27 protein-coding genes and 1 pseudogene are annotated in these 26,660 nt (G+C 71.2%); 16 read left to right on the forward strand and 12 right to left on the reverse strand.

Annotated features, from left to right (window positions below; genetic code table 11):
• Positions 1 to 68: 68 nt before the first annotated feature.
• Positions 69 to 617 (reverse strand): hypothetical protein, encoded by a 549-nt coding sequence (locus ACFY0O_RS09320; RefSeq protein ID WP_388944763.1) that lies wholly within the window; start codon positions 615 to 617, stop codon positions 69 to 71.
• Positions 614 to 1,030 carry a hypothetical protein gene (locus ACFY0O_RS09325; RefSeq protein ID WP_388944765.1) on the reverse strand — a complete coding sequence of 139 codons (417 nt, stop codon included), beginning with the start codon at positions 1,028 to 1,030 and terminating at the stop codon, positions 614 to 616. Before ACFY0O_RS09325 ends, ACFY0O_RS09320 begins: the two co-directional genes overlap by 4 nt.
• Positions 1,031 to 1,274: 244 nt before the next feature.
• Between ACFY0O_RS09325 and ACFY0O_RS09330 the strand changes: the two are divergent.
• Positions 1,275 to 1,432, forward strand: a pseudogene (locus ACFY0O_RS09330) (type II toxin-antitoxin system RelE/ParE family toxin); the annotation flags it as partial.
• A gap of 150 nt (positions 1,433 to 1,582) precedes the next feature.
• On the opposite strand, the gene ACFY0O_RS09335 reads toward ACFY0O_RS09330, so the two are convergent.
• Together ACFY0O_RS09335 and ACFY0O_RS09340 are read right to left on the reverse strand one after the other, a co-directional pair.
• A complete protein-coding gene (locus ACFY0O_RS09335) occupies positions 1,583 to 1,837 on the reverse strand; it encodes a Txe/YoeB family addiction module toxin (protein ID WP_388944767.1) in 255 nt (84 codons plus the stop codon).
• Positions 1,834 to 2,115 carry a type II toxin-antitoxin system Phd/YefM family antitoxin gene (locus ACFY0O_RS09340; protein ID WP_388944770.1) on the reverse strand — a complete coding sequence of 94 codons (282 nt, stop codon included), beginning with the start codon at positions 2,113 to 2,115 and terminating at the stop codon, positions 1,834 to 1,836. The genes ACFY0O_RS09335 and ACFY0O_RS09340 overlap by 4 nt, the downstream gene beginning before the upstream one ends.
• A gap of 455 nt (positions 2,116 to 2,570) precedes the next feature.
• Here ACFY0O_RS09340 and ACFY0O_RS09345 point away from each other — a divergent pair, with 455 nt between their 5' ends.
• Both ACFY0O_RS09345 and ACFY0O_RS09350 read left to right on the forward strand, forming a co-directional pair.
• On the forward strand, positions 2,571 to 2,840 hold the full coding sequence (locus ACFY0O_RS09345) for a type II toxin-antitoxin system Phd/YefM family antitoxin (protein ID WP_019434848.1): 270 nt from the start codon (positions 2,571 to 2,573) through the stop codon (positions 2,838 to 2,840).
• Positions 2,833 to 3,096 carry a type II toxin-antitoxin system RelE/ParE family toxin gene (locus tag ACFY0O_RS09350; protein ID WP_099889685.1) on the forward strand — a complete coding sequence of 88 codons (264 nt, stop codon included), beginning with the start codon at positions 2,833 to 2,835 and terminating at the stop codon, positions 3,094 to 3,096. Before ACFY0O_RS09345 ends, ACFY0O_RS09350 begins: the two co-directional genes overlap by 8 nt.
• A 134-nt stretch (positions 3,097 to 3,230) precedes the next feature.
• On the opposite strand, the gene ychF is transcribed toward ACFY0O_RS09350, so the two are convergent.
• The gene (ychF, locus tag ACFY0O_RS09355; RefSeq protein WP_388944774.1) at positions 3,231 to 4,319 is read right to left on the reverse strand and encodes a redox-regulated ATPase YchF; all 1,089 of its coding nucleotides are present in this window, start codon (positions 4,317 to 4,319) and stop codon (positions 3,231 to 3,233) included.
• 150 nt (positions 4,320 to 4,469) lie between these two features.
• Here ychF and ACFY0O_RS09360 point away from each other — a divergent pair, with 150 nt between their 5' ends.
• Positions 4,470 to 4,958 carry a DUF6542 domain-containing protein gene (locus tag ACFY0O_RS09360; protein ID WP_388944777.1) on the forward strand — a complete coding sequence of 163 codons (489 nt, stop codon included), beginning with the start codon at positions 4,470 to 4,472 and terminating at the stop codon, positions 4,956 to 4,958.
• Here ACFY0O_RS09360 and ppgK read toward each other — a convergent pair.
• Positions 4,952 to 5,701 (reverse strand): polyphosphate--glucose phosphotransferase, encoded by a 750-nt coding sequence (ppgK, locus tag ACFY0O_RS09365; protein ID WP_388944780.1) that lies wholly within the window; start codon positions 5,699 to 5,701, stop codon positions 4,952 to 4,954. The two genes, ACFY0O_RS09360 and ppgK, sit on opposite strands and share 7 nt — an antisense overlap.
• A 32-nt stretch (positions 5,702 to 5,733) precedes the next feature.
• Positions 5,734 to 6,741: a 4-hydroxy-3-methylbut-2-enyl diphosphate reductase gene (locus ACFY0O_RS09370; RefSeq protein ID WP_388944783.1), complete on the reverse strand. Its 1,008-nt coding sequence runs from the start codon at positions 6,739 to 6,741 to the stop codon at positions 5,734 to 5,736.
• 86 nt (positions 6,742 to 6,827) lie between these two features.
• Here ACFY0O_RS09370 and ACFY0O_RS09375 point away from each other — a divergent pair, with 86 nt between their 5' ends.
• From ACFY0O_RS09375 to ACFY0O_RS09390, 4 genes are all read left to right on the forward strand, one after another.
• Positions 6,828 to 8,201: an APC family permease gene (locus ACFY0O_RS09375; RefSeq protein WP_388944785.1), complete on the forward strand. Its 1,374-nt coding sequence runs from the start codon at positions 6,828 to 6,830 to the stop codon at positions 8,199 to 8,201.
• Between the two features lie 33 nt (positions 8,202 to 8,234).
• Positions 8,235 to 9,494, forward strand: coding sequence for an exodeoxyribonuclease VII large subunit (gene xseA / locus ACFY0O_RS09380; RefSeq protein ID WP_388944788.1), 1,260 nt, complete (start codon positions 8,235 to 8,237; stop codon positions 9,492 to 9,494).
• Positions 9,495 to 9,518: 24 nt separating this feature from the next.
• Entirely contained in the window at positions 9,519 to 9,758 is a 240-nt protein-coding gene (locus tag ACFY0O_RS09385) for an exodeoxyribonuclease VII small subunit (protein ID WP_388944790.1), read from the forward strand.
• Between the two features lie 95 nt (positions 9,759 to 9,853).
• Positions 9,854 to 10,441 (forward strand): malonic semialdehyde reductase, encoded by a 588-nt coding sequence (locus ACFY0O_RS09390; protein WP_388944793.1) that lies wholly within the window; start codon positions 9,854 to 9,856, stop codon positions 10,439 to 10,441.
• An 86-nt stretch (positions 10,442 to 10,527) separates the two neighbouring features.
• Here ACFY0O_RS09390 and ACFY0O_RS09395 read toward each other — a convergent pair whose 3' ends face one another.
• Positions 10,528 to 11,046, reverse strand: a complete 519-nt coding sequence (locus tag ACFY0O_RS09395) for a DUF4245 domain-containing protein (protein ID WP_388945580.1) — start codon at positions 11,044 to 11,046, stop codon at positions 10,528 to 10,530.
• A 226-nt stretch (positions 11,047 to 11,272) separates the two neighbouring features.
• Here ACFY0O_RS09395 and glpX point away from each other — a divergent pair, with 226 nt between their 5' ends.
• Positions 11,273 to 12,304 carry a class II fructose-bisphosphatase gene (gene glpX, locus ACFY0O_RS09400; protein ID WP_079429574.1) on the forward strand — a complete coding sequence of 344 codons (1,032 nt, stop codon included), beginning with the start codon at positions 11,273 to 11,275 and terminating at the stop codon, positions 12,302 to 12,304.
• A 95-nt stretch (positions 12,305 to 12,399) separates the two neighbouring features.
• Here the strand turns inward: glpX and ACFY0O_RS09405 are convergent, their stop codons facing one another.
• Together ACFY0O_RS09405 and ACFY0O_RS09410 are read right to left on the reverse strand one after the other, a co-directional pair.
• On the reverse strand, positions 12,400 to 12,798 hold the full coding sequence (locus tag ACFY0O_RS09405; protein ID WP_388944796.1) for a WhiB family transcriptional regulator: 399 nt from the start codon (positions 12,796 to 12,798) through the stop codon (positions 12,400 to 12,402).
• Between the two features lie 130 nt (positions 12,799 to 12,928).
• On the reverse strand, positions 12,929 to 13,690 hold the full coding sequence (locus ACFY0O_RS09410; RefSeq protein ID WP_388944799.1) for a DUF1707 domain-containing protein: 762 nt from the start codon (positions 13,688 to 13,690) through the stop codon (positions 12,929 to 12,931).
• A gap of 147 nt (positions 13,691 to 13,837) precedes the next feature.
• Here ACFY0O_RS09410 and ACFY0O_RS09415 point away from each other — a divergent pair, with 147 nt between their 5' ends.
• Together ACFY0O_RS09415 and ACFY0O_RS09420 are read left to right on the forward strand one after the other, a co-directional pair.
• Complete coding sequence (locus ACFY0O_RS09415) at positions 13,838 to 15,505, forward strand: fumarate hydratase (protein ID WP_388944801.1); 1,668 nt, start codon at positions 13,838 to 13,840, stop codon at positions 15,503 to 15,505.
• Positions 15,506 to 15,643: 138 nt separating this feature from the next.
• Positions 15,644 to 16,456 (forward strand): glycerophosphodiester phosphodiesterase, encoded by an 813-nt coding sequence (locus tag ACFY0O_RS09420; RefSeq protein WP_388944805.1) that lies wholly within the window; start codon positions 15,644 to 15,646, stop codon positions 16,454 to 16,456.
• Positions 16,457 to 16,516: 60 nt separating this feature from the next.
• Here ACFY0O_RS09420 and ACFY0O_RS09425 read toward each other — a convergent pair whose 3' ends face one another.
• Complete coding sequence (locus ACFY0O_RS09425; RefSeq protein WP_388944807.1) at positions 16,517 to 18,046, reverse strand: ricin-type beta-trefoil lectin domain protein; 1,530 nt, start codon at positions 18,044 to 18,046, stop codon at positions 16,517 to 16,519.
• A gap of 108 nt (positions 18,047 to 18,154) precedes the next feature.
• Between ACFY0O_RS09425 and ACFY0O_RS09430 the strand changes: the two genes are divergently transcribed.
• The 3 genes from ACFY0O_RS09430 (at position 18,155) to ACFY0O_RS09440 (ending at position 22,756) form a co-directional block, all read left to right on the forward strand.
• Positions 18,155 to 19,558, forward strand: coding sequence for a class II fumarate hydratase (locus tag ACFY0O_RS09430; protein WP_388944809.1), 1,404 nt, complete (start codon positions 18,155 to 18,157; stop codon positions 19,556 to 19,558).
• Positions 19,559 to 19,697: 139 nt separating this feature from the next.
• Positions 19,698 to 20,411: a DUF402 domain-containing protein gene (locus ACFY0O_RS09435; RefSeq protein WP_388944812.1), complete on the forward strand. Its 714-nt coding sequence runs from the start codon at positions 19,698 to 19,700 to the stop codon at positions 20,409 to 20,411.
• Between the two features lie 251 nt (positions 20,412 to 20,662).
• Positions 20,663 to 22,756: a SpoIIE family protein phosphatase gene (locus tag ACFY0O_RS09440; RefSeq protein ID WP_388944814.1), complete on the forward strand. Its 2,094-nt coding sequence runs from the start codon at positions 20,663 to 20,665 to the stop codon at positions 22,754 to 22,756.
• 87 nt (positions 22,757 to 22,843) lie between these two features.
• Here the strand turns inward: ACFY0O_RS09440 and ACFY0O_RS09445 are convergent, their stop codons facing one another.
• Positions 22,844 to 25,156 (reverse strand): transglycosylase domain-containing protein, encoded by a 2,313-nt coding sequence (locus tag ACFY0O_RS09445; RefSeq protein WP_388944817.1) that lies wholly within the window; start codon positions 25,154 to 25,156, stop codon positions 22,844 to 22,846.
• 243 nt (positions 25,157 to 25,399) lie between these two features.
• Between ACFY0O_RS09445 and ACFY0O_RS09450 the strand changes: the two genes are divergently transcribed.
• Positions 25,400 to 26,314, forward strand: coding sequence for an SPFH domain-containing protein (locus tag ACFY0O_RS09450; RefSeq protein ID WP_388944820.1), 915 nt, complete (start codon positions 25,400 to 25,402; stop codon positions 26,312 to 26,314).
• Positions 26,311 to 26,568 carry a hypothetical protein gene (locus tag ACFY0O_RS09455; RefSeq protein WP_358895439.1) on the forward strand — a complete coding sequence of 86 codons (258 nt, stop codon included), beginning with the start codon at positions 26,311 to 26,313 and terminating at the stop codon, positions 26,566 to 26,568. Before ACFY0O_RS09450 ends, ACFY0O_RS09455 begins: the two co-directional genes overlap by 4 nt.
• Positions 26,569 to 26,660 lie beyond the last annotated feature (92 nt).

The following is a 26,660-nucleotide window of genomic DNA, read 5'->3' on the forward strand; positions in this document are numbered from 1 at the left end:
CTCAGCTCGCGGTGGATCAGTCGAACCGTTGCAAAATACCTACTGGTCGATCACTCGAAAAGCCGCTGCTACAACGGCCCCAGAACCTCCGCACAATCAAGGGCGAGGCGTCCGACACTTCCGGCTTCATCGGGGGACCGGATCAAGGAATAGATGAAGAGGCCGGCGGCGACCGATCCGTGAAGGGCCCTGACGTACGTGTCGGTGCTGAAGCTCCATGGGCTGCGGAGCAGAGCCTTGTTCAGCAGGACGACCTCAAGGGCCACACCAACCATCACGGCGCATGCCGTGTAGACCATCAGCCACCACACGGAAGGTCCGGGCTCGGCTTCGAAGACAAGCTGCAGGCTGGTACCGCCTACGAGCAGTGGGACGGGGGCAAGCAGGTAGAGCAGAACCGTGACGGGGACGTGCCAGGGGCCCATGTAGAAGACGTACTCGTCGTCGTCATCGTCCTGAGCCGCCTCGTGGAAGCGGGGTACCGCTGGGTCGAAGTGGTAATGGTGATGGACGAAGTGTTGATCTCGACCCGCCTGATGCACTTGGGAGGCATCGGAAGCGTCGGCCCACATCGACCAGGGCTCGTTCGTCTCCCCCTCGCGCTGGGGGGGCATCACGACCGCGTGATCTTCTGATCACGCCCGGCCTGGTACACCTGCCCGTTGCCGCTCGCATGGGCGGTCATGGTCAGTGACGGACGGGAACCGCCGACGCTCTCCCGGTCGAGCACCGCGTTGAGCTGCCTCAGGGCGTCAAGAGCATCCGGCTGGGCGACGAGCAGTCCGAGAAAGTGCCCGTTCCACGCCGCTACCAGTGCGGCGCGAGTGGCTTCGTCACCTTCTCGGAGAGAGTCGACGAGCACCCTTCGGTGTCCGTCGAAATCCGCATGGACGGAATCGGCGGACTCGGGTCGAAACCGTTGCCAGAGCCCTACGACACCATCCCTCGCACGCTGCCAGCCATCCGTAGCCATCGCCGAGACGATGGCGGAGCCGGCCGCACCGGCGACTGCGACGATCTGTGGGTCCACCGATTCCCCCTGGAAGACGCGGGATGATGATCTCGTGACTCCATGCACTGTCGCGCCGCAGGCACGCACAGCAAGTCATCAGCTATAGCACGCCCTTGATGACGCACGCAGGCCTTTCGCCGCCGCCGAGGCGACCTCGCCACTCCCCTGACTCCGATCATGTACAGACGGGACACTCGGTACGGTTGAGCGCATGACGCAGCCACTGCCCCGAGAGCCCATCCGCGATGTGCTGCGTGCGCCCGAGTCGGAGACCGACCCTCTCGGCTTCAACACCACCGCACTCGTCTCCCGGCCCGAGCGACGCCGTCTGCGTGCCGGCGGTTACCGCGTCGTCTACACGATCGACGACGGAGAGCTGGTGGTCTGGGTGGGCATCGGGCCACTGTCTACGGGACCTGATGAAGGGGCGGACTCGAAAGAGCCCCCGCCCCCTTCCGACCTGCATGTCTGCCACGTCAGCGACGTGGTGTCATCGCAGCCGCTCAGCCGTTGAAGCGGAACGTCGATTCCGGAGCAGTCTCTCCTAGCACCGCCCGCCCGCCTCAGCGGTCAGTAGTGGTATCGAGCCGCGAGGATGACGATCTCCAAGTCCGTCACCAAGTACACGAGGCGGTGCTCGTCGTCGATCCGCCGCGACCACGCGCCAGGCAGGTGGTACTTCAAAGGTTCGGGCTTGCCGATCCCTGAGAACGGGTCACGCCTGACGTCCTCGATGAGCCTGTTGATTCGAGCGAGCATCTTGCGGTCGTTCTTGAGCCAGGACGTGTAGTCCTCCCAGCCCTGATCCTCGAAGACGAGCCTCACGCGGCACCCGCACCCGCATCCGCCGAGTCCGGATCGATCAGCTTGCGCTCCGACACGTTGACGTGGGCCAGAGCGTTCTCATACGCCTTGAGGAGCCGGCGGGCGTTCGCAGGAGAGCGCAGCAGGTACGAGCCCTCGCGCAGCGCCGCGTAGTCCTCTGCCGAGACGAGCACAGCATTGCCGTGCTTCGAGACGATCTCGATGGCCTCGTGGTTCTCGTTGACCTTCTTGATCAGCGGAAAGAGTTCCCTGCGGGCTTCGCTCGCGGTTATGGACATGGCCTAACCTCTCCCCTGAAGTGGTACCTAATAACGTACCACTACCCACGCCGCTCACGCAGGGTGAGCCAGCCAGGGGCGTAGCTGCGACACGAGCGCCTTCAGCCCCACGCGACGCACTGGCAGCGCCACGCAAACGGCCACGCGTGAGCAGGGGTGATGAGAGGTGACGTGGGGTCACATTTCCCAGCACCACCCCGGTACGGGAAACGGTCAGGGGTCCGACTCCGAAGAGCCGAACCCCTTTGACCTGCATGTCCGCCACGTCACCGACGTGGTGTTATTTCATCCGCTCAGACGTTGAAGCGGAACGTTCAGCGCAGCGCTCCGACCTGCGAAAACGCGGTTCTGAAAGTGGCTATACAGCACCGATCCAGCACGGTGCGGGTTCATCCAGCACATCCAGCACCACGGGAGAGTGGTGTACACATGGCACACTCGGTACGCTTGAGCGCATGACGCAGCCGCTACCCATAGAGTCCATCCGCGACGTGCGCGCCCACCTGGCGGAAGTCGTGGAGCGTGCGGACCGCGACGACGTACCCACGGTCATCACGCGCCGGGGCAAGGAAGTCGCCGCCGTCGTCTCCATCGAGGTGCTGCGCAAGTACCAGGAGTGGGAAGAGCGCGAGATCAACCGGATCATCGACGAGCGCATGGCCAACCCGGCACCCGGCATCCCGATCGAGGACATCATGAGGGAGACGCTGGCGCGCGGTGAGTGAGTACCGGACCGTCTTCCGACCGGAGGCGCAGGCCGAGCTTCGGAAGATCCCTCGCGACATGGCGCTGCGCATCCTGGCCAAGCTGACCGAGCTGGAGAGCGATCCCCTCGGGTTCAACACCACCGCACTCGTGTCGCAGCCGGAACGCCGCCGGCTGCGAGTCGGCGACTACCGGGTCGTCTACACGATCGACAACGGAGAGCTCGTGGTGTGGGTCGTCCATGTGGGACACAGGTCTACCGTTTACGAGACCTGATTGCCGCTGACCCCGCGTCAGAATATCCAGCACCCATCCAGCACGGTGACGGCGAAGGGGTCGGACTCGACAGAGTCCGACCCCTTCTGACCTGCATGTTTGCCACGTCACCGACGTGGTGCTATTTCATCCGCTCAGACGTTGAAGCGGAACTCGACCACGTCGCCGTCCTGCATGACGTAGTCCTTGCCCTCCATGCGGGCCTTGCCCTTCGCGCGGGCTTCCGCGACCGAGCCGCACTCGACCAGGTCCGCGAAGGAGATGACCTCCGCCTTGATGAAGCCGCGCTGGAAGTCGGTGTGGATCACGCCGGCCGCCTCGGGGGCCGTGGCGCCCTGCTTGATGGTCCAGGCGCGGGTTTCCTTCGGGCCGGCCGTCAGGTAGGTCTGGAGGCCCAGGGTGGCGAAGCCGACGCGGCCGAGGGTGGCCAGGCCCGGCTCGTCCTGGCCGACGGACTGGAGGAGCTCCAGGGCTTCCTCGTCGTCCAGCTCGGCGAGGTCCGCCTCCAGCTTGGCGTTGAGGAAGATGGCCTCCGCCGGGGCGACCAGGGCGGACTGCTCGGCCTTGAAGGCGTCGTCCGTCAGCTCGTCCTCGTCGACGTTGAAGACGTACAGGAACGGCTTCGTCGTCAGGAGGTGGAGCTCGTGGAGGAGGTCGCCCTGCTCGGTGCCCTTGGTGATGCCCTGGGAGAAGAGGGTGTCGCCGTTCTCCAGGATCTTCTGGGCCTTCTCGGCCGCCGCCAGGACCGCGACCTTGTCCTTCTGGAGGCGGGACTCCTTCGTCAGGCGCGGGACCGCCTTCTCGATGGACTGGAGGTCGGCGAGGATCAGCTCGGTGTTGATCGTCTCGATGTCGTCCTTCGGCGAGACCTTGCCGTCGACGTGGACGACGTTCTCGTCCTTGAAGGCACGGATGACCTGGCAGATCGCGTCCGACTCGCGGATGTTCGCGAGGAACTTGTTGCCCAGGCCCTCGCCCTCCGAGGCGCCGCGCACGATGCCGGCGATGTCGACGAAGTCGACCGTGGCGGGGAGGATGCGCTCCGACTTGAAGATCCCGGCCAGGACGCCGAGGCGCTGGTCCGGGACGCCGACGACGCCGATGTTCGGCTCGATGGTGGCGAACGGGTAGTTGGCCGCCAGTACGTCGTTCTTGGTCAGGGCGTTGAACAGGGTCGACTTGCCGACATTCGGCAGACCGACGATTCCGATCGTGAGCGACACGTTGGCGACTTCCCGTAGCTGAGTGGGGGCGGCGGCCCGGAGTGGGCCGACGGACAGTTTACTTTCCCGATGAGCGCACATGGTTGTACGCGTGTCCGGGCGGGCTCGGCCGGGCCTCCCGCCTAGGTTGGTGGGGTGGAGCGATACAGGATGCGTTCGGTACGTCACCCGCAGGTGCCCGCCCAGGCCGCCCGACCGGTGCGGCACCCCCGGCCCCCGGCGTCCGCCGCCCGGCGGATGCCGCGGCCGCGGCTGACCGGGCTCGGCGGCGGGCTGTTCGCCTGTGCGGCGATGCTGCTGGTCGCCGGGGTGTGCTGGCTGCTCTTCGACTCCTCCCTGTTCGCGTACGGGCTGCTGTTCCTGCCCGTGGCCGCCGCGACCGCCCTGTGGGTGCGGCCCGCCGACCTGATCACCGCGCCGGTGTGCGTGCCGATCGCCTTCGCCGCCGGGGTGTGGCCCGTGTCGGGCGGCTCCGGCGGCTTCGGCGGGGAGCTGATGGGGGTGGTGTCGGCGCTGTCCCTGCACGCCGGGTGGCTGTACGCGGGGACGCTGGTGGCCGGGCTGATCGCGCTGGCCCGGCGGGCCGCCCTGAGCGGTCGCCGCCGGGCCGCAAGGCGCGGCAGGTCCGCCGCCTACTGAGTCAGCCCGTCGCGGGCCGCCATGGCGGCGCCGACGATGCCGGCGTTGTTCTGGAGCTTGGCCGGGACGATCTGCGCGCGGACGTTCTTGAGGAGGGGGACGAACTTCTCCGGTTTGCGGCTGACGCCGCCGCCGAGGATGAAGAGGTCCGGGGAGAAGAGCATCTCGACGTGCGCCAGGTACTTGTCCAGGCGGTGGGCCCAGCGCTCCCAGCTGAGGTCGCCGTCCTCCTTGGCCTTGACCGAGGCCCGGGTCTCCGCGTCGTGGCCCTTGAGCTCCAGGTGGCCGAGCTCGGTGTTGGGCACGAGCCGGCCGTCGCGGAAGAGGGCGCTGCCGATGCCGGTGCCCAGGGTGAGCAGGAGGACGGTGCCGGGGACCCCGCGCCCCGCCCCGTACGTCATCTCGGCGACGCCCGCCGCGTCGGCGTCGTTGAGGACGGTGACCGGGCGGCCGTCGAGGGTGGTGGAGAGCAGGGCGGCCGCGTCGAGGCCGATCCAGGCCTTGTCGACGTTGGCGGCCGTCCGGGTCACGCCGTGGGTGACCACTCCGGGGAAGGTGACGCCGATCGGGCCGTCCCACGCGAAGTGGCGGACGACCTCGGCAACGCCTCCGGCCACCCCCTCGGGGGTGGCCGGATGTGGTGTCAGTACCTTGTGGCGCTCTTGCGTCGTCTCGCCGCGGTCCAGGTCCACGGGAGCGCCCTTGATGCCCGTACCGCCGATGTCCACACCGAAGATCTGCATGGACTCACCGTACGAAGCCGCCGCCGTACGGGCTACTCGTCGGAGGCTCCGGCCACGAGTTCGGCGGCTTCGGCGCGCAGGTCGCGGCGCAGCTCCTTGGGCAGCGAGAAGACGATGGACTCCTCGGCCGTCTTGACGATCTCCACGTCGGCGAAGCCGCGCTGGGCCAGCCACTCCAGGACCTCTTCGACGAGGACCTCCGGCACGGAGGCGCCCGAGGTCAGCCCGACGGTGCCGACGCCCTCCAGCCAGGCCTCGTCGATCTCGCTCGCGAAGTCGACCAGGTGCGCGGCGCGGGCGCCGGCGTCCAGGGCGACCTCGACGAGGCGGATGGAGTTGGAGGAGTTCTTCGAGCCGACGACGATCACCAGGTCGGCGTCGGCGCCCATCGCCTTGACGGCGGCCTGGCGGTTGGAGGTGGCGTAGCAGATGTCGTCGCTGGGCGGGGAGACGAGCAGCGGGAACTTCTGCTTGAGCGCGTCGACCGTCTCCATCGTCTCGTCGACGGAGAGGGTGGTCTGGGAGAGCCAGACGACCTTGGACTCGTCGCGGACCTCGACCTTGGCGACGTCGTCGGGGCCGTCGACGATGGTGATGTGCTCGGGGGCCTCGCCGGAGGTGCCGACGACCTCCTCGTGGCCCTCGTGGCCGATGAGGAGGATGTCGAAGTCCTCGTTGGCGTAGCGGATCGCTTCCTTGTGGACCTTGGTGACCAGCGGGCAGGTCGCGTCGATGGTCGCCAGCCGGCCGCGCGCCGCCTCCTCGTGCACCACGGGGGCCACGCCGTGGGCGGAGAACATGACGATGTTGCCCGGCGGGACCTCCTCCGTCTTCTCGACGAAGATGGCGCCCTTCTTCTGCAGCGTCTGGACGACGTACTTGTTGTGCACGATCTCGTGGCGGACGTAGACCGGGGCGCCGTACTGCTCGAGGGCCTGCTCGACGGCGATCACGGCGCGGTCCACGCCCGCGCAGTAACCGCGCGGGGCGGCGAGCAGGACGCGGCGGGAAGCGGGTGCGGGGGCAGTCATACGCTCCATCGTACGGGGGGCTCCAGGAGGCCGGACGTCCCCCGTCCGGCAGAGACTGGGTCGAACGTCCGTCCTCACAGCCCCTCGGAGGAGCGATGGCAGCCGCTGTGGATCCCGGCACGGCCGCGCCTGCGGCACTGCGGCGGAGTCTGGGCTTCCGGGACCTGGTGGTCTACGGGCTGCTGTTCATCGCGCCCATGGCCCCGGTCGGGGTCTTCGGCACGCTGGACGCGAAGTCGCACGGGGCGGTGGCCCTCGTCTACCTGGTCGCGACGGTGGCGATGGGGTTCACGGCGTTCTCGTACGCGCAGATGGTGCGGGTGGCCCCGCGGGCGGGGTCGGTGTTCACGTACGCCCGCAAGGGGCTGGGCGAGGGGCCGGGGATGATCGCGGGGTGGATGGCGGCGCTGGACTACCTGCTGATCCCGGCGGTGGCGTACCTGTTCTCGGGGATCGCGATGAACGCGCTGGTGCCGGAGGTGTCGCGGTGGGTGTGGACGGCGCTGGCCGTGGTGGTGACGACCCTGCTGAACCTGTGGGGGGTGCGGGCGGCCGCGCGGGTGGGGTTCGCGGTGCTGGCGGTGGAGGTCGTGGTGCTGCTGGTGTTCCTGGTGTCGGCGGTGGTGGTGCTGGCACGGGACGGGGCGCGGCGGGGGTGGCTGTCGCCGCTGACGGGTGACGGTTCGCTGGGGTTCTCGGCGGCGGCGGTGGTGGGGGCGGTGTCGGTGGCGGTGCTGTCGTACCTGGGGTTCGACGCGATCGCCTCGTTCGCGGAGGAGGTGGCGGGGGGCGGTGCGCGGGTGGCCCGGGCGGTGCTGTTCTGCCTGGGGCTGACCGGGGTGCTGTTCGTGGCGCAGACGTACCTGGCGGCGCTGCTGGCCCCGTTCCCGTCGGCGGAGCTGGCGGCGGATCCGGCGCGGCAGGGGCCGGCGTTCTATGCGGCGGTCGAGGCGTCGGTGGGGGGCTGGCTGCACGATCTGGTGGCGGTGAGCAAGGCGGTGGGGGCGGCGTTCGCGGCGCTGGCGGGGCAGGCGGCGGCGGGGCGGCTGCTGTTCGCGATGGCCCGGGAGCGGCGGCTGCCGGGGGTGCTGGCGCGGACCTCGGGGGGTACGCCGAGGGCGGCGCTGCTGGTGGCGGCGGGGGTGACGCTGGTGGCGGCGGTGTGGGCGGCGCGGCGGGACGACGGGCTGGACCACCTGGTGTCGGTGGTGGACGTGGGGGCGCTGGTGGCGTTCACCCTGTTGCACGCGTCGGTGGTGGGCTGGTTCGTGGTGCGGCGCGCGGAGGGGCCGCCGAGCTGGGTGCGGCACCTGGTGGTGCCGGTGCTGGGGGCGGCGGTGACGGTGGCGGTGATCGTGGAGGCCTCGCCGACGGCGCAGGCGGTGGGGGCGGTGTGGCTGGCGGTGGGGCTGGGGGTGCTGTTCTTCCAGCGGGGTCGGAGGGACCCCGACACCCTGCCCGGGGCCTGAGACGCTGTCAGCGTCGGCGGTTAGCCTCCTTGCATGGGTCTCAATACGTCGGCGGAGGCGCCGCTGCCGGTCGGTCAGGTGTCCCGGCTCATCGGGGGCTGGATCGACCGGCTGGGCCAGGTGTGGGTGGAGGGGCAGATCACGCAGTTGTCCCGGCGGCCGGGGGCGGGGGTGGTGTTCCTGACGCTGCGCGATCCCTCGCACGACATCTCCGTCAGCGTGACGTGCTTCCGCCAGGTCTTCGACGAGGTCGCGGACGTGGTGTCGGAGGGCGCGCGGGTGGTCGTCCTGGCGAAGCCGGAGTGGTACGCGCCGCGCGGGCAGCTGTCGTTGCGGGTGACGGAGATACGGCCCGTCGGGATCGGGGAGCTGCTGGCGCGGCTGGAGCGGCTCAAGCGGTCGCTGGCGTCGGAGGGGCTGTTCGCGCTGGAGCGCAAGAAGCCGCTGCCGTTCCTGCCGCAGCTGATCGGGCTGGTGGTGGGGCGGGCCTCGGCGGCCGAGCGGGACGTGCTGGAGAACGCGCGGCGGCGCTGGCCGGCGGTGCGCTTCGAGGTGCGCAACGTGGCCGTGCAGGGGGTGCACGCGGTGCCGCAGGTGGTGCGGGCGGTCAGGGAGCTGGACGCCCTGGACGAGGTCGACGTGATCATCGTGGCGCGGGGCGGCGGCAGCGTGGAGGACCTGCTGCCCTTCTCGGACGAGGAGGTCGTGCGGACGGTGGCGGCGGCCCGGACGCCGGTGGTGTCGGCGATCGGGCACGAGCCGGACTCCCCGCTGCTGGACCTGGTGGCGGACCTGCGGGCCTCCACGCCGACGGACGCGGCGAAGAAGGTGGTCCCGGACGTCGGGGAGGAGCTGGAGCGGGTGCGCCAGCTCCAGGGGCGGGGGCTGCGGGCGCTGCGCGGGCTGCTGGAGCGGGAGGAGCGGGGGCTGGCGCACGCGCTCGCGCGGCCGGTGTTCGTGCATCCGCAGCGGATGGTGGAGACCCGGGAGGACGAGCTGGAGGCGCTGCTGGGCCGCAGCCGGCGCACGCTGGGGCACCTGCTGGACCGGGCGGAGTCGGAGCTGGAGCACACCCGGGCCCGGGTGGTGGCGCTGTCGCCGGCGGCGACGATGGAGCGCGGGTACGCGGTGCTCCAGCGGGCCGACGGGCACGTGGTGCGGGCGCCCGGGGAGGTCGCGCCGGGCGAGGCGCTGCGCGCGCGGGTGGCGGAGGGCGAGTTCGCCGTGTCGGTGCTGGAGGCTCCCTCGGGTCCCGCTGGAGACGGACACGTTCCGGCAACAAAGTCGTTGTAAGACACATCTACGATGGGACAGGGAATGACCGAGGCCGATACGACGCTGGGCTACGAGCAGGCGCGCGACGAGCTCGTCGAGGTCGTCCGCAGACTGGAGGCCGGCGGCACCTCGCTGGAGGAGTCGCTCGCGCTCTGGGAGCGCGGCGAGGAGCTGGCGAAGGTCTGCCGGCACTGGCTGGAGGGCGCCCGGGCCCGGTTGGACTCGGCGCTGGCCGCCCGGGAGGCGGCCGAGGCCGCCGAAGGGGGCGGCCGCGAGGAGTGAGCCGGATCACCCGTCAGGAAAGTAGTTGAAATTTCATCTACTTTTGTCCTACAGTCGGGTCACCGCTTCACACACGTACAGAAGAAGGCTTACCGATGTCTCTCGTGCTCGACGCCGCTGCTCAGGACCTGCTGTTCCGCGAGGCCCGCACCGCCAACTCGTTCTCCGACGAGCCGGTGACCGACGAGCAGGTCCAGGCCATCTACGACCTGGTGAAGTACGGCCCCACCGCCTTCAACGGCACCCCGCTGCGCATCACCCTGGTCCGCTCGGCCGAGGCCCGCGAGCGCCTGGTGAACCTGATGTCGGACGGCAACAAGGCCAAGACGGCCGCCGCCCCGCTGGTCGCGATCCTCGCCGCGGACAACGAGTTCCACGAGGAGTTCGACACCCTCCTGCCGCACTACCCGGCGGTCAAGGGCTTCTTCACCGAGCGCCCGGCCCGCGAGGCCTTCGCCGCCCGCAACGCCATGCTGCAGGCCGCCTACTTCATCGTCGGCGTCCGCGCCGCCGGTCTGGCCGCCGGCCCGATGACCGGTGCCGACCTCGAGGGCATCAGCAAGGAGTTCCTCGACGGCGACCACAGCGCGCTGATGGTCGTCAACATCGGCAAGCCCGGCGAGGCCGCCTGGCACGACCGCTCCCCGCGCCTGTCCTACGACGAGGTCATCACCACCGTCTGAGCCCCGCCACGACGGCGCCGAGACGTGAAGAGGCCGCCCGCCCCGGTTCCCCCGGGGCGGGCGGCCTCTTCACGTACCGACGGGGATCACTGCCCCTGCTTGAACTCCAGCGCCGCCGCCATCGTGCCCAGCTGCTCGAACGAGCCCGTACCGGTGACCACGGTGACGTAGCCCTGGTCCTGGCGCACCAGCGCGTCGTACTTCTCGCCGTCCCAGCGCTCCCACGCCCGGTCGCCGACCTGCTGGGTCTGCCCGGTGGGCGCGGCCTTCTGGGTGAGCTTGGCGAGGTTCTTCTGCGAGGCGTCCGTGGACTGCTCGATCGCCACGTACTGCTGCTGCGGGTCCAGGAAGCCCAGGTGCCAGGCATTGGCGTTCTTGCGCTCGAAGGTCACCGAGGTCGCCCGCCACTGCTCCGGCAGGCCCACGGGGGCCGCCACCGGGTACGGGGCCGCGCGCCGGGCCGTCAGGGTCTCCACCCGGTAGTCGACCGTGCGCGTCGGGTCGGCTTTGTCGTCGTGCGGGATGAACATGTAGATACCCGCCACGACGACACCGATCACCGCCAGCGACCGGACCATGTCCCAGACCGTCTGCTTGCCTTTCATACCTGCCACCCCACCATCGTCCCGCATGACAGCCGGCGATCACCGCCGGGGGTCGCCGTGGCGCCGGTGCGGGCGGCGCGCGAAGGGCGGGCGGTGTCCGCTCAGCCGGACCGCTTGACCGATAATGCGCTCATAAGTGACCCGCTCTGCTCAATATGTCGACGAACCGATAGAGTTCCAGCACCCTCACACTCCCGGCCGTCGTCGTACAGAAAGGTGCGCTCCGATGACCGAGCACAACCTGCCGCCCCAGCTCGAAGTCGCCCCCGACTCGCCTGACCGCAACCTCGCCCTCGAACTCGTACGGGTCACCGAGGCTGCGGCGCTCGCCGCGGGCCGGTGGGTCGGCCGTGGCGACAAGATCGGCGCCGACGGCGCCGCGGTCAACGCGATGCGTACCCTGATCTCCACCGTCTCGATGAACGGCGTCGTCGTCATCGGCGAGGGGGAGAAGGACGAAGCCCCGATGCTCTTCAACGGCGAACACGTCGGTGACGGCACGGGCGCCGAGGTCGACATCGCCGTCGACCCGATCGACGGCACCACCCTGAACGCCAAGGGCATGCCGAACGCCATCGCCGTCCTGGCCGCCGCCGACCGCGGCACCATGTTCGACCCGTCCGCCGTCTTCTACATGGACAAGCTCGTCACCGGCCCCGAGGCCGCCGACTTCGTCGACATCAACGCCCCCGTCTCGGTCAACATCCGCCGGGTCGCCAAGGCCAAGAGCATCGCCCCCGAGGACGTCACGGTCGTCATCCTGGACCGCCCCCGCCACGAGGGCATCGTCAAGGAGATCCGCGAGACCGGCGCCCGCATCAAGTTCATCTCCGACGGTGACGTCGCCGGCTCGGTCATGGCGGTGCGCGAGGGCACCGGCGTCGACCTGCTCATGGGCATCGGCGGCACCCCCGAGGGCATCATCTCGGCCTGCGCCATAAAGTGCCTCGGCGGCACCATCCAGGGCAAGCTCTGGCCCAAGGACGAGGCCGAGCGCCAGAAGGCCATCGACGCGGGCCACGACCTCGACCGCGTCCTGACCACCAACGACCTGGTCTCCGGCGAGAACGTCTTCTTCGTCGCGACCGGCATCACGGACGGCGAGCTGCTGCGCGGCGTCCACTACCGCTCCGAGACCGCGACGACCTCCTCGCTGGTCATGCGCTCGAAGTCGGGCACGATCCGGCAGATCGACTCCACGCACCGCCTGTCGAAGCTGCGCGCCTACAGCGGCATCTCCCTGGGCCGCGCCCAGTAGGAGCGGCCCGAGGCCGGTGACGGCAACGCCGAGGGGCGGTCCCCGTGCGGGGGACCGCCCCTCAGTCGTCTCCTACGGCCTGCGCGGCCCGCGGCTCAGCCCGCGGCGGCGACCGGCCCGGGCGCGCCCGGCAGCAGCTCGGCGGCCCGGCGGCGCCTGCGGCCCAGCACCACCCGCCGCTCGGCGGCGGTCAGCCCGCCCCAGACCCCGTACGGCTCGGGCTGGAGCAGGGCGTGCTCGCGGCAGGCGACCATCACCGGACAGCGGGCGCAGACCCGCTTGGCGGCCTCCTCGCGGGCCAGCCGGGCCGCGGTCGGCTCCTTGGACGGTGCGAAGAAGAGACCCGCCTCGTCCCTGCGGCACACGGCCTCGGTGTGCCAGGGGCCGTCCTCCTCTTCCCTGGCCGCCACCCTCGGCTTCGGCACGGCGGCCGGGCGCGTCTGAAGGCTCTGGACGGCGGCTGCCTGCAGGGACTGATGCGGCGGATGCGGCACGGTCTACTCCTGACGACGGGTACGCGAGCGAGAGACGACGCACCTGTCCCTACCCGCTGCGCGTTCCCCTAAGCGCCGTTGACGGCGGGCCGGACGCGGTTCGTCCGAAACCCGCCCACCGGCGGCGCGCTCAGCCGAGCCGCTTGCGCAGCTTGTCGGCGAGGTCGACGAGGCGGGCGCCGAGCTTGGGCCGGGCCTCGATGTTGCCGAGCACCGCGAGGCCGCGGACGATCACGACGGGCGCCTGCGGGTCGGCGGCCGCGCCCCCGCCGTGCACCTCGAAGTTGCCGAGGAGCCCGCTGCCGTAGCCGCGCAGGGTGACGTTCTCCGGGACGTGGATCTCGACGTTGCCGAGGACCGCGACCACGTTGATCTCGGTGACCTGCTGCTCGAACACCGCCTCGGTGAGGTCGATGGTGATGTCGCCCAGGACGGAGACGGCGCGGGTGTGCGGGCCCGGGCGCCAGCGGCCCTTGCGGGCGGAGCTGCTGCACACCGCCACCACGGACTCCACGGGGCCGATCCCCGCGTGGGCGGCGGCCGGGGCGGCGGGACGGGCGGCGGCTCCGGCCGGGAGGTCGCGGACGAGCACCTCCAGCTCCCCCACCGTCTTGACCGCGTAGAGGCCGTCCAGGCGCTCGGAGTGCTCCTCGGGCGTCAGCCGGCCCTCCGCGAGCGCGTCGGAGAGGATCTGCGCGATCCGGTCCCGGTCGGCGTCGGAGGCGCGCAGCCCGCCGGCGGCCGGTGCTGCCGGAGCCGCGGGCGACGCCGGTGCTGCCGGAGCCGCGGGCGACGCCGGTGCTGCCGGAGCGGCGGGCGGCGCCGGAGCGGCGGGCGGCTCGGGGGCCGGGCCGGGGCCGGCGGCGTCTGCGGGGTGCTTTTCCATGTCCACGTCGGCCAGCATAGCGAGACACGATAGATCGCGATACTGGCCGGTGAGCCCTACCTCACAGACAAGGCCGGGCCGGGAGGTTCTACGCTGGACAGTCGCGCTGCCAAATCGGGCGTCAGCGCTGTCTGCCGAGTGAGGATTGGCCACATGCCGGAGTTCGCGTACACCGACCTGCTGCCCTTGGGCGAGGACACCACCCCCTACCGGCTGGTGACCTCCGAGGGCGTCTCGACCTTCGAGGCCGACGGCCGTACGTTCCTCAAGGTCGAGCCGGAGGCGCTGCGCAAGCTCGCAGAGGAGGCCATCCACGACATCCAGCACTTCCTGCGCCCCGCGCACCTCGCCCAGCTGCGCCGCATCATCGACGACCCGGAGGCGAGCGCGAACGACAAGTTCGTCGCCCTCGACCTGCTGAAGAACGCCAACATCGCGGCGGCCGGCGTGCTGCCGATGTGCCAGGACACGGGCACGGCGATCGTCATGGGCAAGCGCGGCCAGAACGTGCTGACCGAGGGCGGCGACGAGGAGGCCCTCTCGCGCGGCATCTACGACGCCTACACCCGGCTGAACCTGCGCTACTCGCAGATGGCCCCGCTGACCATGTGGGAGGAGAAGAACACCGGCTCGAACCTGCCCGCGCAGATCGAGCTCTACGCGACCGACGGCGGCGCGTACAAGTTCCTCTTCATGGCCAAGGGCGGCGGCTCCGCCAACAAGTCCTTCCTCTACCAGGAGACCAAGGCGGTCCTCAACGAGGCCTCCATGATGAAGTTCCTGGAGGAGAAGATCCGTTCGCTGGGCACGGCGGCCTGCCCGCCGTACCACCTGGCGATCGTCGTCGGCGGCACCTCCGCCGAGCACGCGCTCAAGACCGCCAAGTACGCCTCGGCCCACTACCTGGACGAGCTCCCCCGCGAGGGCTCCGCGCTGGGCCACGGCTTCCGCGACGAGGCCCTGGAGCAGCAGGTCTTCGAGCTGACGCAGAAGATCGGCATCGGCGCCCAGTTCGGCGGCAAGTACTTCTGCCACGACGTCCGCGTCGTCCGCCTCCCGCGCCACGGCGCCTCCCTCCCGGTCGCCATCGCGGTCTCCTGCTCCGCCGACCGCCAGGCCGTCGCGAAGATCACCGCCGAGGGCGTCTTCCTGGAGCAGCTGGAGACCGACCCGGCGCGCTTCCTGCCCGAGACCACCGACGAGCACCTCGCCGAGTCGGCGGAGGTGGTCCGGATCGACCTGAACCAGCCGATGGACGAGATCCTCGCGACGCTGACCGAGCACCCGGTCAAGACCCGCCTCAGCCTCACCGGACCCCTGGTCGTGGCCCGCGACATCGCGCACGCCAAGATCAAGGAGCGGCTGGACGCGGGCGAGGGCATGCCGCAGTACCTCAAGGACCACCCGGTGTATTACGCCGGCCCGGCCAAGACACCCGAGGGCTACGCCTCCGGCTCCTTCGGCCCCACCACGGCCGGCCGCATGGACTCCTACGTCGAGCAGTTCCAGGCGGCGGGCGGCTCCAAGGTGATGCTGGCCAAGGGCAACCGCTCGCAGCAGGTGACCGACGCGTGCGGCACGCACGGCGGCTTCTACCTCGGCTCGATCGGCGGCCCGGCGGCGCGCCTGGCCCAGGACTGCATCAAGAAGGTCGAGGTCCTGGAGTACGAGGAGCTCGGCATGGAGGCGGTCTGGAAGATCGAGGTCGAGGACTTCCCGGCCTTCATCGTCGTGGACGACAAGGGCAACGACTTCTTCACCTCGCGTGAACCCGAGCAGCCGACCTTCACCAGCATCCCGGTGCGCGGCCCGGGCCTGTAGCGCGCGGCGGGCGCGGCGAGGCTGTTGCCGTCACGGGAGCAGCCTCGCACGCCTTGAACCGTGCGCGCGGTGTGCGGGTTAACGTCGGGGTCACAGGCCCGCACCTGGCCGTTCACCCCGGTTCGCAAGGATTCCCGCATGGCTGCGACGACCCCCACCCCCTCCCCCGAGACCGCCCGCGCGATCCGCGTGGTCGCGCACCGGGGCTCCTCCCACGAGTACCCCGAGCACACCGTCGGGGCCTACCGGCAGGCCATCGCCGACGGGGCCGACGCCCTGGAGTGCGATGTGCGGCTGAGTGCCGACGGGCGGCTGGTGTGCGTGCACGACCGGACGGTGGAGCGGACCTCCGACGGGCGCGGGGTGGTCTCCGAGCTGACGTACGCGCAGCTGGCCGCCTTCGACTTCGGCGGCTGGAAGGGTGCGGAGCACCGGGGCGCCCGGGTGCTGCTCTTCGAGGACCTGCTGAAGGAGGCCCTGGCGGCGGACCGGCCGGTGGGGCTGGCGGTGGAGACCAAGCACCCCACCCGGGCCGGCGGCCGGCTGGAGGCCGAGCTGGTGCGGATGCTGAAGGAGTACGGGCTCGCGGACGGCTCCGACGGCCGGGTCGAGGTGATGAGCTTCTCCCGCCAGGCGCTGACCCGGCTGCACCGGCTGGCCCCCGGGCTGCCGGCTGTCCACCTGATCGAGCGGCAGCTGCGCGCCCCGCGGCCGCCGTTCGCCGGGCACGCCGGGCCGGGGATCGACCTGGTGCGCCGCGATCCCGGGCTGGTGGGGCGGCTGAGGGCCAAGGGGCTGCGGGTGCGGGTGTGGACCGTGGACGAGCCCGAGGACGTGGAGCTGTGCGTACGGCTGGGGGTGGAGACGATCATCACCAACCGGCCCCGTGAGGTGCGCGAGCAGCTGGAAGCCCGGGGTGTCCGCGCGGCGGCGGGCGCGGCGGCGCGGTAGCCGCCGGCCCGGACCGGATCGGTGGGGGCGCCCCCGCACGTGCGCGGGGACGCCCGTCGTTCACGCGAAGCGCTGGGCCGCCGAGCCGTTGCAGGTCTGCAGGCGCAGCTGCTCGTGGGCGGCGGCCACCGTCAGGCACAGGGCGGGGGCGGCGGCGGGGTGCAGGGTGGCGCCGTCGCGGACGAACTGCTGGTTGGCGCCGCCGTGGCAGTTCCAGAGGATCAGGCCGGTGCCGGCGGTGTAGGCGGCGCCGGGGACGTCGACGCAGCGGTCCTGGCTGAGTCCGACGTGGACGGACTTGTTGGCGGAGTCGTACCACCAGTCCTGGTTGCGGCCGCCGTGGCAGTCCCAGCCGACCACCTTGGTGCCGTTGGCGCTGGAGCCGCCGAAGGAGTCGAGGCAGTTGCCGGTGGCCTCGTTCTTCAGGGGCTTGTAGAGGTCGTCCCAGGCGCCGGGCTGCAGGACGGGGGTCCCGGTGCTGGCGGGGTCGGCGCAGGAGGCCTCGCGCAGGCCGGAGGCGTAGAGCTGGGTGAGGCAGGAGGCGAAGGCGCCGTGGCCCCGGTAGTCGGGGTGGAAGGACTGGCGGGCGGTGTTCTCGTCCCAGGGGAAGTGGTCGCCGAGGTCGAGGTAGAGGCCGCGGGCCCAGGTGTCCTCCATGCAGACCTCGTGGCCGTGGAAGAGCCGCGAGTTGTCCAGGTAGGTGGCGCCGGCGGCGAGGGCGGCGGTGCGCATGCCCTTCTCGAAGGTGGGTACGGCGTAGTTGCGGCCCCAGGCGGCGTCGGAGTCGTAGCCGGCGCAGCCTCCGGGGAGCTTGCCGGGGAAGGCGGGGTTGTCGTTGAAGTCGGGGCCGATGGGGCTGGGGTAGCCCATGACGACGAGCTTGTAGTCGGAGTCGGCGTAGCCGGCCTCGCGCATGACGGTCTTGAGGTCGCCGATGGTGGCCTCGACCTTGGGCACCAGCCCGTCGACGCGGGACTGCCAGCCGGGGCCGTACTTGGGTTCGCAGGTGCCCTGGCTGAGGACCCAGCGGGTGACGCAGTCGGTCATGACGGGGCCGAACTGGAGGTCGTCGTTGGCGCCGGCGACCAGGACCACCATCTTGATCTTCGTGTTGCGGGCCTTGATGGCCAGGTTGTCGCTCTGCACCAGCTCGTCGGCGTACTGCTTGCTGCCGCCGATGCGGATGTTGCCGGTGTAGCCGCCGGAGCAGGCGACGTTGAAGGTGAGGTCGGCCGGGATGCCCGTGCGGTGGATCGCGGAGTCGGGCGAGCGGTGGCACTGGTTGGCCGAGGTGTTGGTGGCGGGGTCGTAGTTCCCCACGCCCTCGCCGGAGATCTCGCTGTCGCCGAGGGAGATGAGCCCGGTCTTGCGTTCGGCGAGGGGGCGGATCGCGGGGTCGCCGTAGATCCTGGTGGCCTCGGCGGCGCGGATGGCTTCGAGTTCCGGTGACAGGGGCGTGATCGAGCCGGATGCGGCGGGGGCCGCTTCGGCCATGGGGGTGATGGCGGTGACGCCCCCGAGGGCGGCCAGGGCCGCCGCGACCGCGGCGAATGTAGATCTGAGTCTGGGTTTCGCTTGCGAACGAGCCATGTGCTGCCTCCCCGATAGCGGTGTTACCCCGGGTATTTACTGGCCGGTAGGGGAGATGGGAACAGTCCGAACAAGACAATTGCTCAACTTTCTGAGGAGGATGTGAAGATGACCGATGATCAGAAGCCCACGGCGTTCCGCACCGAGCACGACTCCATGGGCGAGGTGCGGGTGCCCGCCCACGCCAAGTGGCGCGCCCAGACCCAGCGCGCGGTGGAGAACTTCCCGCTCTCCGGGCAGCACCTCGAACGCGCCCACATCGAGGCCCTGGCCCGGATCAAGGCGGCCGCCGCCCTGGTCAACGCGGAGCTCGGGGTGCTGGACGAGGAGACCTCGCAGGCCATCCGGTCCGCCGCGGCGGAGGTCGCCGAGGGCCGCTGGGACGAGCACTTCCCCGTCGACGTCTTCCAGACCGGCTCCGGCACCTCGTCCAACATGAACACCAACGAGGTGATCGCCACCCTGGCCGGGGAGCGGCTCGGGCGTGAGGTCCACCCCAACGACCACGTCAACGCCTCGCAGAGCTCCAACGACGTCTTCCCCTCGTCCATCCACATCGCCGCCACCGCCGCCGTCACCCGCGACCTGGTCCCGGCCCTGCGCCACCTGGAGCTGGCCCTGGAGCGCAAGGCCGCCGAGTTCGCCGGGGTGGTCAAGTCCGGTCGCACGCACCTGATGGACGCCACCCCCGTCACCCTCGGCCAGGAGTTCGGCGGGTACGCCGCCCAGATCCGCTACGGGATCGAGCGCCTGGAGGCCGTGCTGCCCAGGCTGGCCGAGCTGCCGCTGGGCGGTACGGCCGTGGGGACCGGGATCAACACCCCGCCCGGGTTCTCGGCGGCGGTGATCGCCGAGGTGGCGCGGGCCACCGGGCTGCCGCTGACCGAGGCCCGCAACCACTTCGAGGCCCAGGGGGCGCGTGACGCGCTGGTGGAGACCTCGGGGATGCTGCGGACGATCGCGGTCTCGCTCACCAAGATCTGCAACGATCTGCGCTGGATGGCCTCCGGACCGCGCACCGGATTGGCCGAAATCAATCTGCCGGACCTCCAGCCCGGGTCCTCGATCATGCCCGGGAAGGTCAATCCGGTCGTCCCCGAGGCCCTCCTGATGATCGCCGCCCAGGTGACCGGCAACGACACCGCGGTCGCCGTGGCGGGCGCCGCCGGCAACTTCGAGCTCAACGTGATGCTCCCCGTGATGGCCCGCAACCTCCTGGAGTCGGTCCGCCTGCTGGCGAACGGCAGCCGCCTGCTGGCCGACCGCACCGTGGACGGGATCACCGCCAACGCCGAGCGGGCCAGGGAGTTCGCCGAGTCCTCCCCCTCCGTGGTGACCCCGCTCAACCGCTACATCGGCTACGAGGAGGCGGCCAAGGTCGCCAAGCGCTCGCTCGCGGAACGCAAGACCATCCGCGAGGTCGTGCTGGAGTCCGGCTACGTCGACCGGGGCGTACTGACGCTCCGGCAGCTGGACGAGGCGCTGGACGTGCTGCGGATGACCCGCCCCTGAACCTCCGCGAAAGGGGCGCCGGGAGGGGCCGGATCCGGTCGTTCACGGCCCCCGGCCGCTCCCCCGGCTACCGCCGGGGGGACCCCCACCGTGACCTGCACCGCAGCATCCCCGGGGGCCGCCGCCCTAAGATCTGCGCATGACAGGTACTTCCAGGCCCGGCACCGGTGCGGCGGGCCCCGCCGCACCGGGCGGGAAGCACGGCGCGCACTGGGCACCCGGGACCCCGGTCCTCTGGCGCTACCGCGGCCACGGCCCGCGGGGCCAGGTCCACATCGCCCGCCCGGTGACCGTCGTCCAGGACACCGACGAGCTGCTCGCGGTGTGGATGGCGCCCGGCACCGAATGCGTCAAGCCCGTGCTCGCCGACGGCACCCCGGTGCACGAGGAGCCCCTCGCCACCCGCTACACGGCGCCGCGCACCACCGTGCGGTCGCGCTGGTTCGGCGCCGGGGTGCTCAAGCTGGCCCGGCCCGCGGATCCCTGGTCGGTGTGGCTGTTCTGGGACTGCGACTGGCTGTTCAAGGACTGGTACGTGAACCTGGAGGAGCCGCGCACCCGCTGGTCGGGCGGGGTGGACTCGGTGGACCACTTCCTCGACATCTCCGTCCACCCCGACCGCAGCTGGAAGTGGCGGGACGAGGACGAGTTCGCGCAGGCGCGCCGGGTCGGGCTGATCGACGACGAAACGGCCGCGCGGGTGGAGGAAGCGGGCCGCGCGGCACTGGAGGTCGTCAAGGCCTGGGGGCCGCCGTTCTGCGACGGCTGGGAGAACTGGAGGCCCGATCCGACCTGGGACGTTCCGGTTCTGCCCGAGGACTGGGACCGCACCCCGGCGCATATGACGTCATGAGACCCTTGATGCGCCCCCGGGGTTCAAACGTAGGATCGTCCTCCGCCGGTCGTGCGCGGGGGAGCCTCCCGGTCCCGTACCCGTAAATGACCTGCGGCGACCGGGACTTGACCGGAGGTCGACGCGGAAGAAAGGTAACGAGCGGGACGCGGAACCCGGGGGTGGTGGTGCCCCCGCCGCTGAGCGGGTATACCGCGACTGACCGAGTTGAGTGCAGCGCACATCGAGCGCGAACGGACGGAATTCCACGCGTGACGGAGTACCCCACCTCCCAGGAGGGCCCGCAGCCCACCGTCGCCCCCGGCGGAGGTACGGACGAGCTCGGCCACGGCAAGGCCCCCATCACGGCCGCCGAGGCCGTACGCACGCATGCCGATTTCCCGCGCCCGCGCGGCACCGCCGGCGACGGCTCCTCGGGCCACGGCCCGGCGGACCCGGGCGCCGGGGCCGCGCGGACCCGTGACGGCGAGGCCGCCCGCAACGCGGGCCGCGACGAGGCCGCCGCCGGTCCGGCGGCCGGGGCGCGGACGGTACCGGCCGCGGGCGCGGGCGGCCCGGGCGCGGGTTCGGCCGAGGTGGGCGTGGCCCGGCGCGAGGGCGACCGGCTGCGGTTCGTCGGCGCCGCCACGCGCCGGATCGCCCGGGGCATCGACCTCGACGAGATCGTCCTCGGCCTGTGCCGGGCGACCGTGCCCACCTTCTCCGACGCCATCCTCGTCTACCTGCGCGACCCGCTGCCCGTCGGCGACGAGCGGCCCGTCGGCCCGGTCGTTTTAAGGCTGCGCCGCACCGACCGGCTCCGGCCGATCGACGACCTGGCCCTGGCCGACGGCGAGGGGGCCGGAGCCGCGGGGGGCGCCGGCGAACTCGACTTCAGCCAGCTGCCGCTCGTCGGCCCGCAGGGTGACCTGCCCGCGGCGGAGCTGTGCGAGATCCTGCCCGGCGGGGCCCTCGCCGAGGTGCTGCGCGGCGTACGGCCCGTGTTCGGGTCGGCCCCCGGCGCCCGGGACGCCCTGCCCGAGCTGCTGGGCGCCGGCCATCCCGTACCGCGCGGGCAGCGGGCCATCCTCGCCCCGCTGCGGGGGCGCCGGCGCGTGATCGGCGCGGCGGTGTTCCTGCGTACCCCGGAACGGGACGCCTTCGAGACCAACGACCTGCTCGTCGCCGCCCAGCTGGCCACGCACACCGCGCTCGGCATCGACAAGGCCGTGCTCTACGGGCGCGAGGCGTACATCGCCGACGAGCTCCAGCGCACCATGCTGCCCGACGGCCTGCCCCAGCCCACCGGGGTGCGGCTGGCCTCGCGCTACCTGCCCGCCGCCGAGACGGCCCGGGTGGGCGGCGACTGGTACGACGCCATACCCCTGCCCGGCAGCCGGGTCGCCCTCGTCGTCGGCGACGTCATGGGCCACTCCATGACCTCCGCCGCGATCATGGGCCAGCTGCGCACGACCGCGCAGACCCTGGCCCAGCTGGACCTGCCCCCGGCCGAGGTGCTGCACCACCTGGACGAGCAGGCCCAGCGGCTGGGCTCCGACCGGATGGCCACCTGCCTGTACGCGGTCTACGACCCGGTCTCGCACCGGATCACCATCGCCAACGCCGGCCACCCGCCGCCGGTCCTGCTGCACCTGGGCGGCCGCGCCGAGGTGCTGCGCGTCCCGCCCGGCGCCCCCATCGGGGTCGGCGGGGTGGACTTCGAGGCCGTCGAGCTGGACGCCCCGGCCGGGGCCACGCTGCTGCTCTACACCGACGGGCTGGTGGAGTCCCGGCTGCGGGACGTGTGGACGGGCATCGACCAGCTGCGCGAACGGCTCGCCACCACCGCGCAGCTGACCGGGCTGGACCACTCGCCGCCGCTGGAAGCCCTCTGCGACGACGTGCTGGACATGCTCGGCCCGGGCGACCGGGACGACGACATCGCGCTGCTCGCGGCCCGCTTCGAGGGGATCGCGCCCAGCGACGTGGCGTACTGGTTCCTGGACCCGGAGGAGACCGCTCCGGGCCGGGCCCGCCGGTTCGCCCGGCGCGCCCTGTCCCGCTGGGGGCTGGAGGAGCTGAGCGATTCGCTGGAGCTGCTGGTCAGCGAGGTGGTCACCAACGCCGTCCGGTACGCCGAGCGGCCCGTGACCCTGCGCCTGCTGCGCACGGACGTGCTGCGCTGCGAGGTCGGGGACGACTCCCCGCAGCTGCCGCGCCAGCGCCGGGCCCGGGAGACGGACGAGGGCGGGCGCGGCCTGTTCCTGGTCAACCGGCTGGCACGGCGCTGGGGCGCGACCCGGCTGAGCAGCGGCAAGGTGGTCTGGTTCGAGCTGGCGCTGCCGCCGGCGCCCGACCGGCGCTGAGCGCCGTACAGGACGCCGTACGGGACGCGGAACACCGCCGCCCCGCAGCCGGAAGGCTGCGGGGCGGCGGTGTTCTCGTACTGCTGCCTACTGCTGCGGCGCCTCGGGGAACAGGGGGGGCGGCGTCGGCTTCTTCGTCGGCGGCTGTGGGTCGCCCGTCGGCGGGGTCGGGTTCTTCGTCGGCGGGGTCGGGTTCTTCGTCGACGAGGTCGGGTCCGGCTTGCCGGTGCCGCTGCCCGAGGGGTCCGGGGTGCCCGTCGGGCGGGTGCCGGAGCCGGAGGGCGACGGGTTGGCGGAGCCGGAGGGGCCGCTGGAGGGGACCGCGGTACGGGTCGGGCCGACCGGGGTGCCCATCTTCGCGTCCGACAGGTCGAACTCGCCGGTGCTGACGCCCTTGAGCGCGGCGGTGGTGTACGCCTGCCAGATCTGGGCGGGGAAGCTGGAACCGCCCGCGCGGCCCTTGTCGGCCGTACCGGTGAGGGTGACCTGCTTGTGCGAGTTCGGGTCCTCGCCGAACATCGCGACGACGGTGACGAGCTCCGGGGTGTAGCCGGTGAACCAGGCGGCCACGTTGGACTCGGTGGTACCGGTCTTGCCCGCGGCCTGGTAGGCGTCGGACCGCACGGCCTTGCCGGAGCCGTCCTGGACCACGCCGGTGAGGACCTTGGTGACGGTGTCGGCGGTCTCGCGCTTGATGACCTGGCCGCCGATGGGGCTGGCCGGCTTGTACTCGGCGTCCACGTGCTCGGCGCTCTTGACGATGGTCGGGGTGATCTTCTTGCCGTGGTTGCCGAAGGTGGCGTAGACCCCGGCCATCTCCACGGTGTTGGCGCTCATGGTGCCCAGCGACATGGCGGGCTTGTCGGCGGGCCAGCCCTCGCGGTCCTTCATGCCGAGGGAGAGCGCGGTCTTCTTCACGACCTCCGGCTTGGCGTCCACGAACATCTGGGCGTAGACGGAGTTCACGGAGGAGTTGGTGGCCTCCTGGACCGTGAGCATCGGGTCGCCGTAGTTGATGTCGTCCTGGTTCTGCGGGGCGAAGGGGGTGTCACTGCCGACCACGGGGCGCTTGCTGGTGCCGTCGTAGAGGGCGTTCGGGGTGATCAGGCGGCCGTCCTGGGTCTTCGCACCGGTGTCCAGGGCGGTGGCCAGCACGACCGGCTTGAAGGTGGAGCCGGGCTGGTAGTCGGTGCGCAGGGCGTTGCTCGCCGACTTCTCCTGCAGGCCCACGCCGCCGTACATGGCGACGATGTTGCCGGTCTTGGCGTCCACGGAGGTGGCGCCGGCCTGGACGTTCTGGTCGACCGGGCGGTCCTTGGTGTTCTTGCGCTCCAGCTTGGACTCCAGCTCGTCGTTGACGGCCTTCTCCAGCGCGGCCTGCTTCTTCTTGTCGATGTTGAGGGTGATCGTCCAGCCGCCGGCCTCGATGTCGGATTCCTTGATCCCGTGGGCGCTCAGCTCCGCCTTGGCGGCCTGGATCAGGTAGCCCTTCTGGCCGTCCATGCCGGGGCGCGGCTTGGGCTTGATCGGCTCGGGGAGGTGCAGGGTGTCGCGCTTGGCCTTGTCCAGCTTGCCCATCTCGACCATGTTGTCGAGGACGGCGTTGAAGCGGATGGTGACCAGCCGGCGGCCGTTGGGGCCGGCGGTGGCGAGGTCGTACTGGCTCGGGGCCTGGATGACGGCGGCCAGGTAGGCGCCCTGCTCCAGGGTGAGCTTGTCGGAGTCGACGCCGTAGTAGGCCTGGGCGGCGGCCTGGATGCCGTAGGCGCCGCGGCCGTAGAAGTTGGTGTTGAGGTAGCCGACGAGGATGTCGTCCTTCTCCATGCGCTGGTCGACCTTGAGGGAGATCACCATCTCGCGGAGCTTGCGGGTGGCCGACTGGTCCTGCGTCAGGTAGTAGTTCTTGACGTACTGCTGGGTGATCGTCGAGCCGCCGGCCGTGCCCTTGCCGCGCAGGGTGTTGAAGGCACCCCGGGCGATGCCGACGAAGTCGACGCCGCGGTCCTTGTAGAAGGTCTTGTTCTCGATCGCGATGAAGGCCGTGCGCACGTCCTCGGGGATCTTGTCGATCGAGACGATCTCGCGGTTCATGTCGCCGGTGCGGGTCATGACCGACCCGTCGGCCCACTTGAACGTGTTGCTCTGCAGGACCGCCGTCTTGTTCGGGTCGGTCGGCTCGTCCACGGAGAAGTAGAGGGCGAAGGCTCCGGCCACGAGGAGCAGGATCCCGCCGAGGAAGGTTCCGAGGATCGTCTTCCAGGTGAAGAACCGGCGTATGCCGCCGCGCTTCTTCCCGGTCGGCTTGTCCGCGCGCCCGGCAGCGCGCCCGGCGGCACGCCCGGTCGGCGCCTTCCGCCCTCCGCGCTGCTGCTGCGCCCGTCGCGCATCTGCTCGGCCCATCGCTCCCGCTCCGCTCGATTACCCCCCCGACGTCAGCTCAGAAAACTAACACCGCAGGCTGTGACAAAGGTTGGCTAACCCTGATCAATACCGGTCAATTCGGACGTGAGAATCAGCACCCACTCCGATGGAACCGACGCTCACGATGCCGGATGGGTTGCGGTCATCGCAAAAAGTGATATCACTTTGCTAGGACTTCCGGCCGCCCAGGACCGGACGCGACGCACCAAACGGGGGTATTCCATGACAGCGACGAAGACGGCCGAACGACCGGCCGACGTAAGGGAGTTCGCCGCGCACAACGTCGGCGGCGGGCTCGCCCTCCTGTTCGGGCTCGTGGGTGCGGTGGCCGGCGCCGCCGTGATCGGCCTCGGCGCGACGGTGACCGCGACGGCGACGAAGGCCGCCCTGATCCCGCTCGGGATCCTGCTGGTGCTCGCCTCGGTCCTGGCCATGAGCGGGCTGAACACGGTGGCCCCGGGCGAGGCCCGCGTGGTCCAGCTGTTCGGCCGCTACCGGGGGACGATCCGCACCGACGGGCTGCGCTGGGTCAACCCGCTGACCTCGCGCGAGAAGATCTCCACCCGCGTCCGCAACCACGAGACGGCCGTCCTGAAGGTCAACGACGCCTACGGCAACCCCATCGAGCTGGCGGCCGTCGTGGTGTGGCGGGTGGCCGACACCGCGCGGGCCGTCTTCGAGGTCGAGGACTTCACCGAGTTCGTCGAGACGCAGACCGAGGCCGCCGTCCGGCACATCGCCATCGAGTACCCCTACGACTCGCACGACGAGGGCGGGCTCTCGCTGCGCGGCAACGCCGAGGAGATCACCGAGACCCTCGCGGCCGAGCTGGCGACCCGGGTCGAGGCGGCGGGCGTGGAGATCATCGAGTCCCGCTTCACCCACCTCGCGTACGCTCCGGAGATCGCCTCCGCGATGCTCCAGCGCCAGCAGGCCGGTGCGGTCGTGGCGGCGCGCAAGCAGATCGTCGAGGGCGCGGTGGGCATGGTGGAGCTCGCGCTGACCCGGCTGGCCGAGGAGGAGATCGTGGACCTGGACCCGGAGCGGAAGGCCTCCATGGTCTCCAACCTGATGGTGGTCCTGTGCGGCGACCGCGCGGCCACCCCGGTCATCAACACGGGCACCCTGTACCAGTGACCTCCAGGGGCGACCAGGACCCGTCCGAGCCGGCTCCCGCCCGGGCCGGACGGGAGCCGCGCAAGCAGGTGCTGCTCCGGCTCGACCCGCAGGTCTACGACGCCCTCGCGCGCTGGGCCGGCGAGGAGCTGCGCAGCGCGAACGCGCAGATCGAGTTCCTGCTGCGCCGGGCCCTGTCGGAGGCGGGCAGGCTCCCCGGCGGCGCCGCCCCGATCCCGCCGCGCGGCCGCCCCCGCACCGGCCGGGACACCTGACCCGCCACTCCTCCACCCCGCCGGACCCCGCCCGGGCGCGACCACCGCGCCCGGGCGTCCTGCTGCCCGCCGCCGCCCCCACCCGCGAGAAC

Source organism: Streptomyces sp. NPDC001594, from assembly GCF_042893675.1.
Classification (GTDB): Bacteria; Actinomycetota; Actinomycetes; order Streptomycetales; family Streptomycetaceae; genus Streptomyces.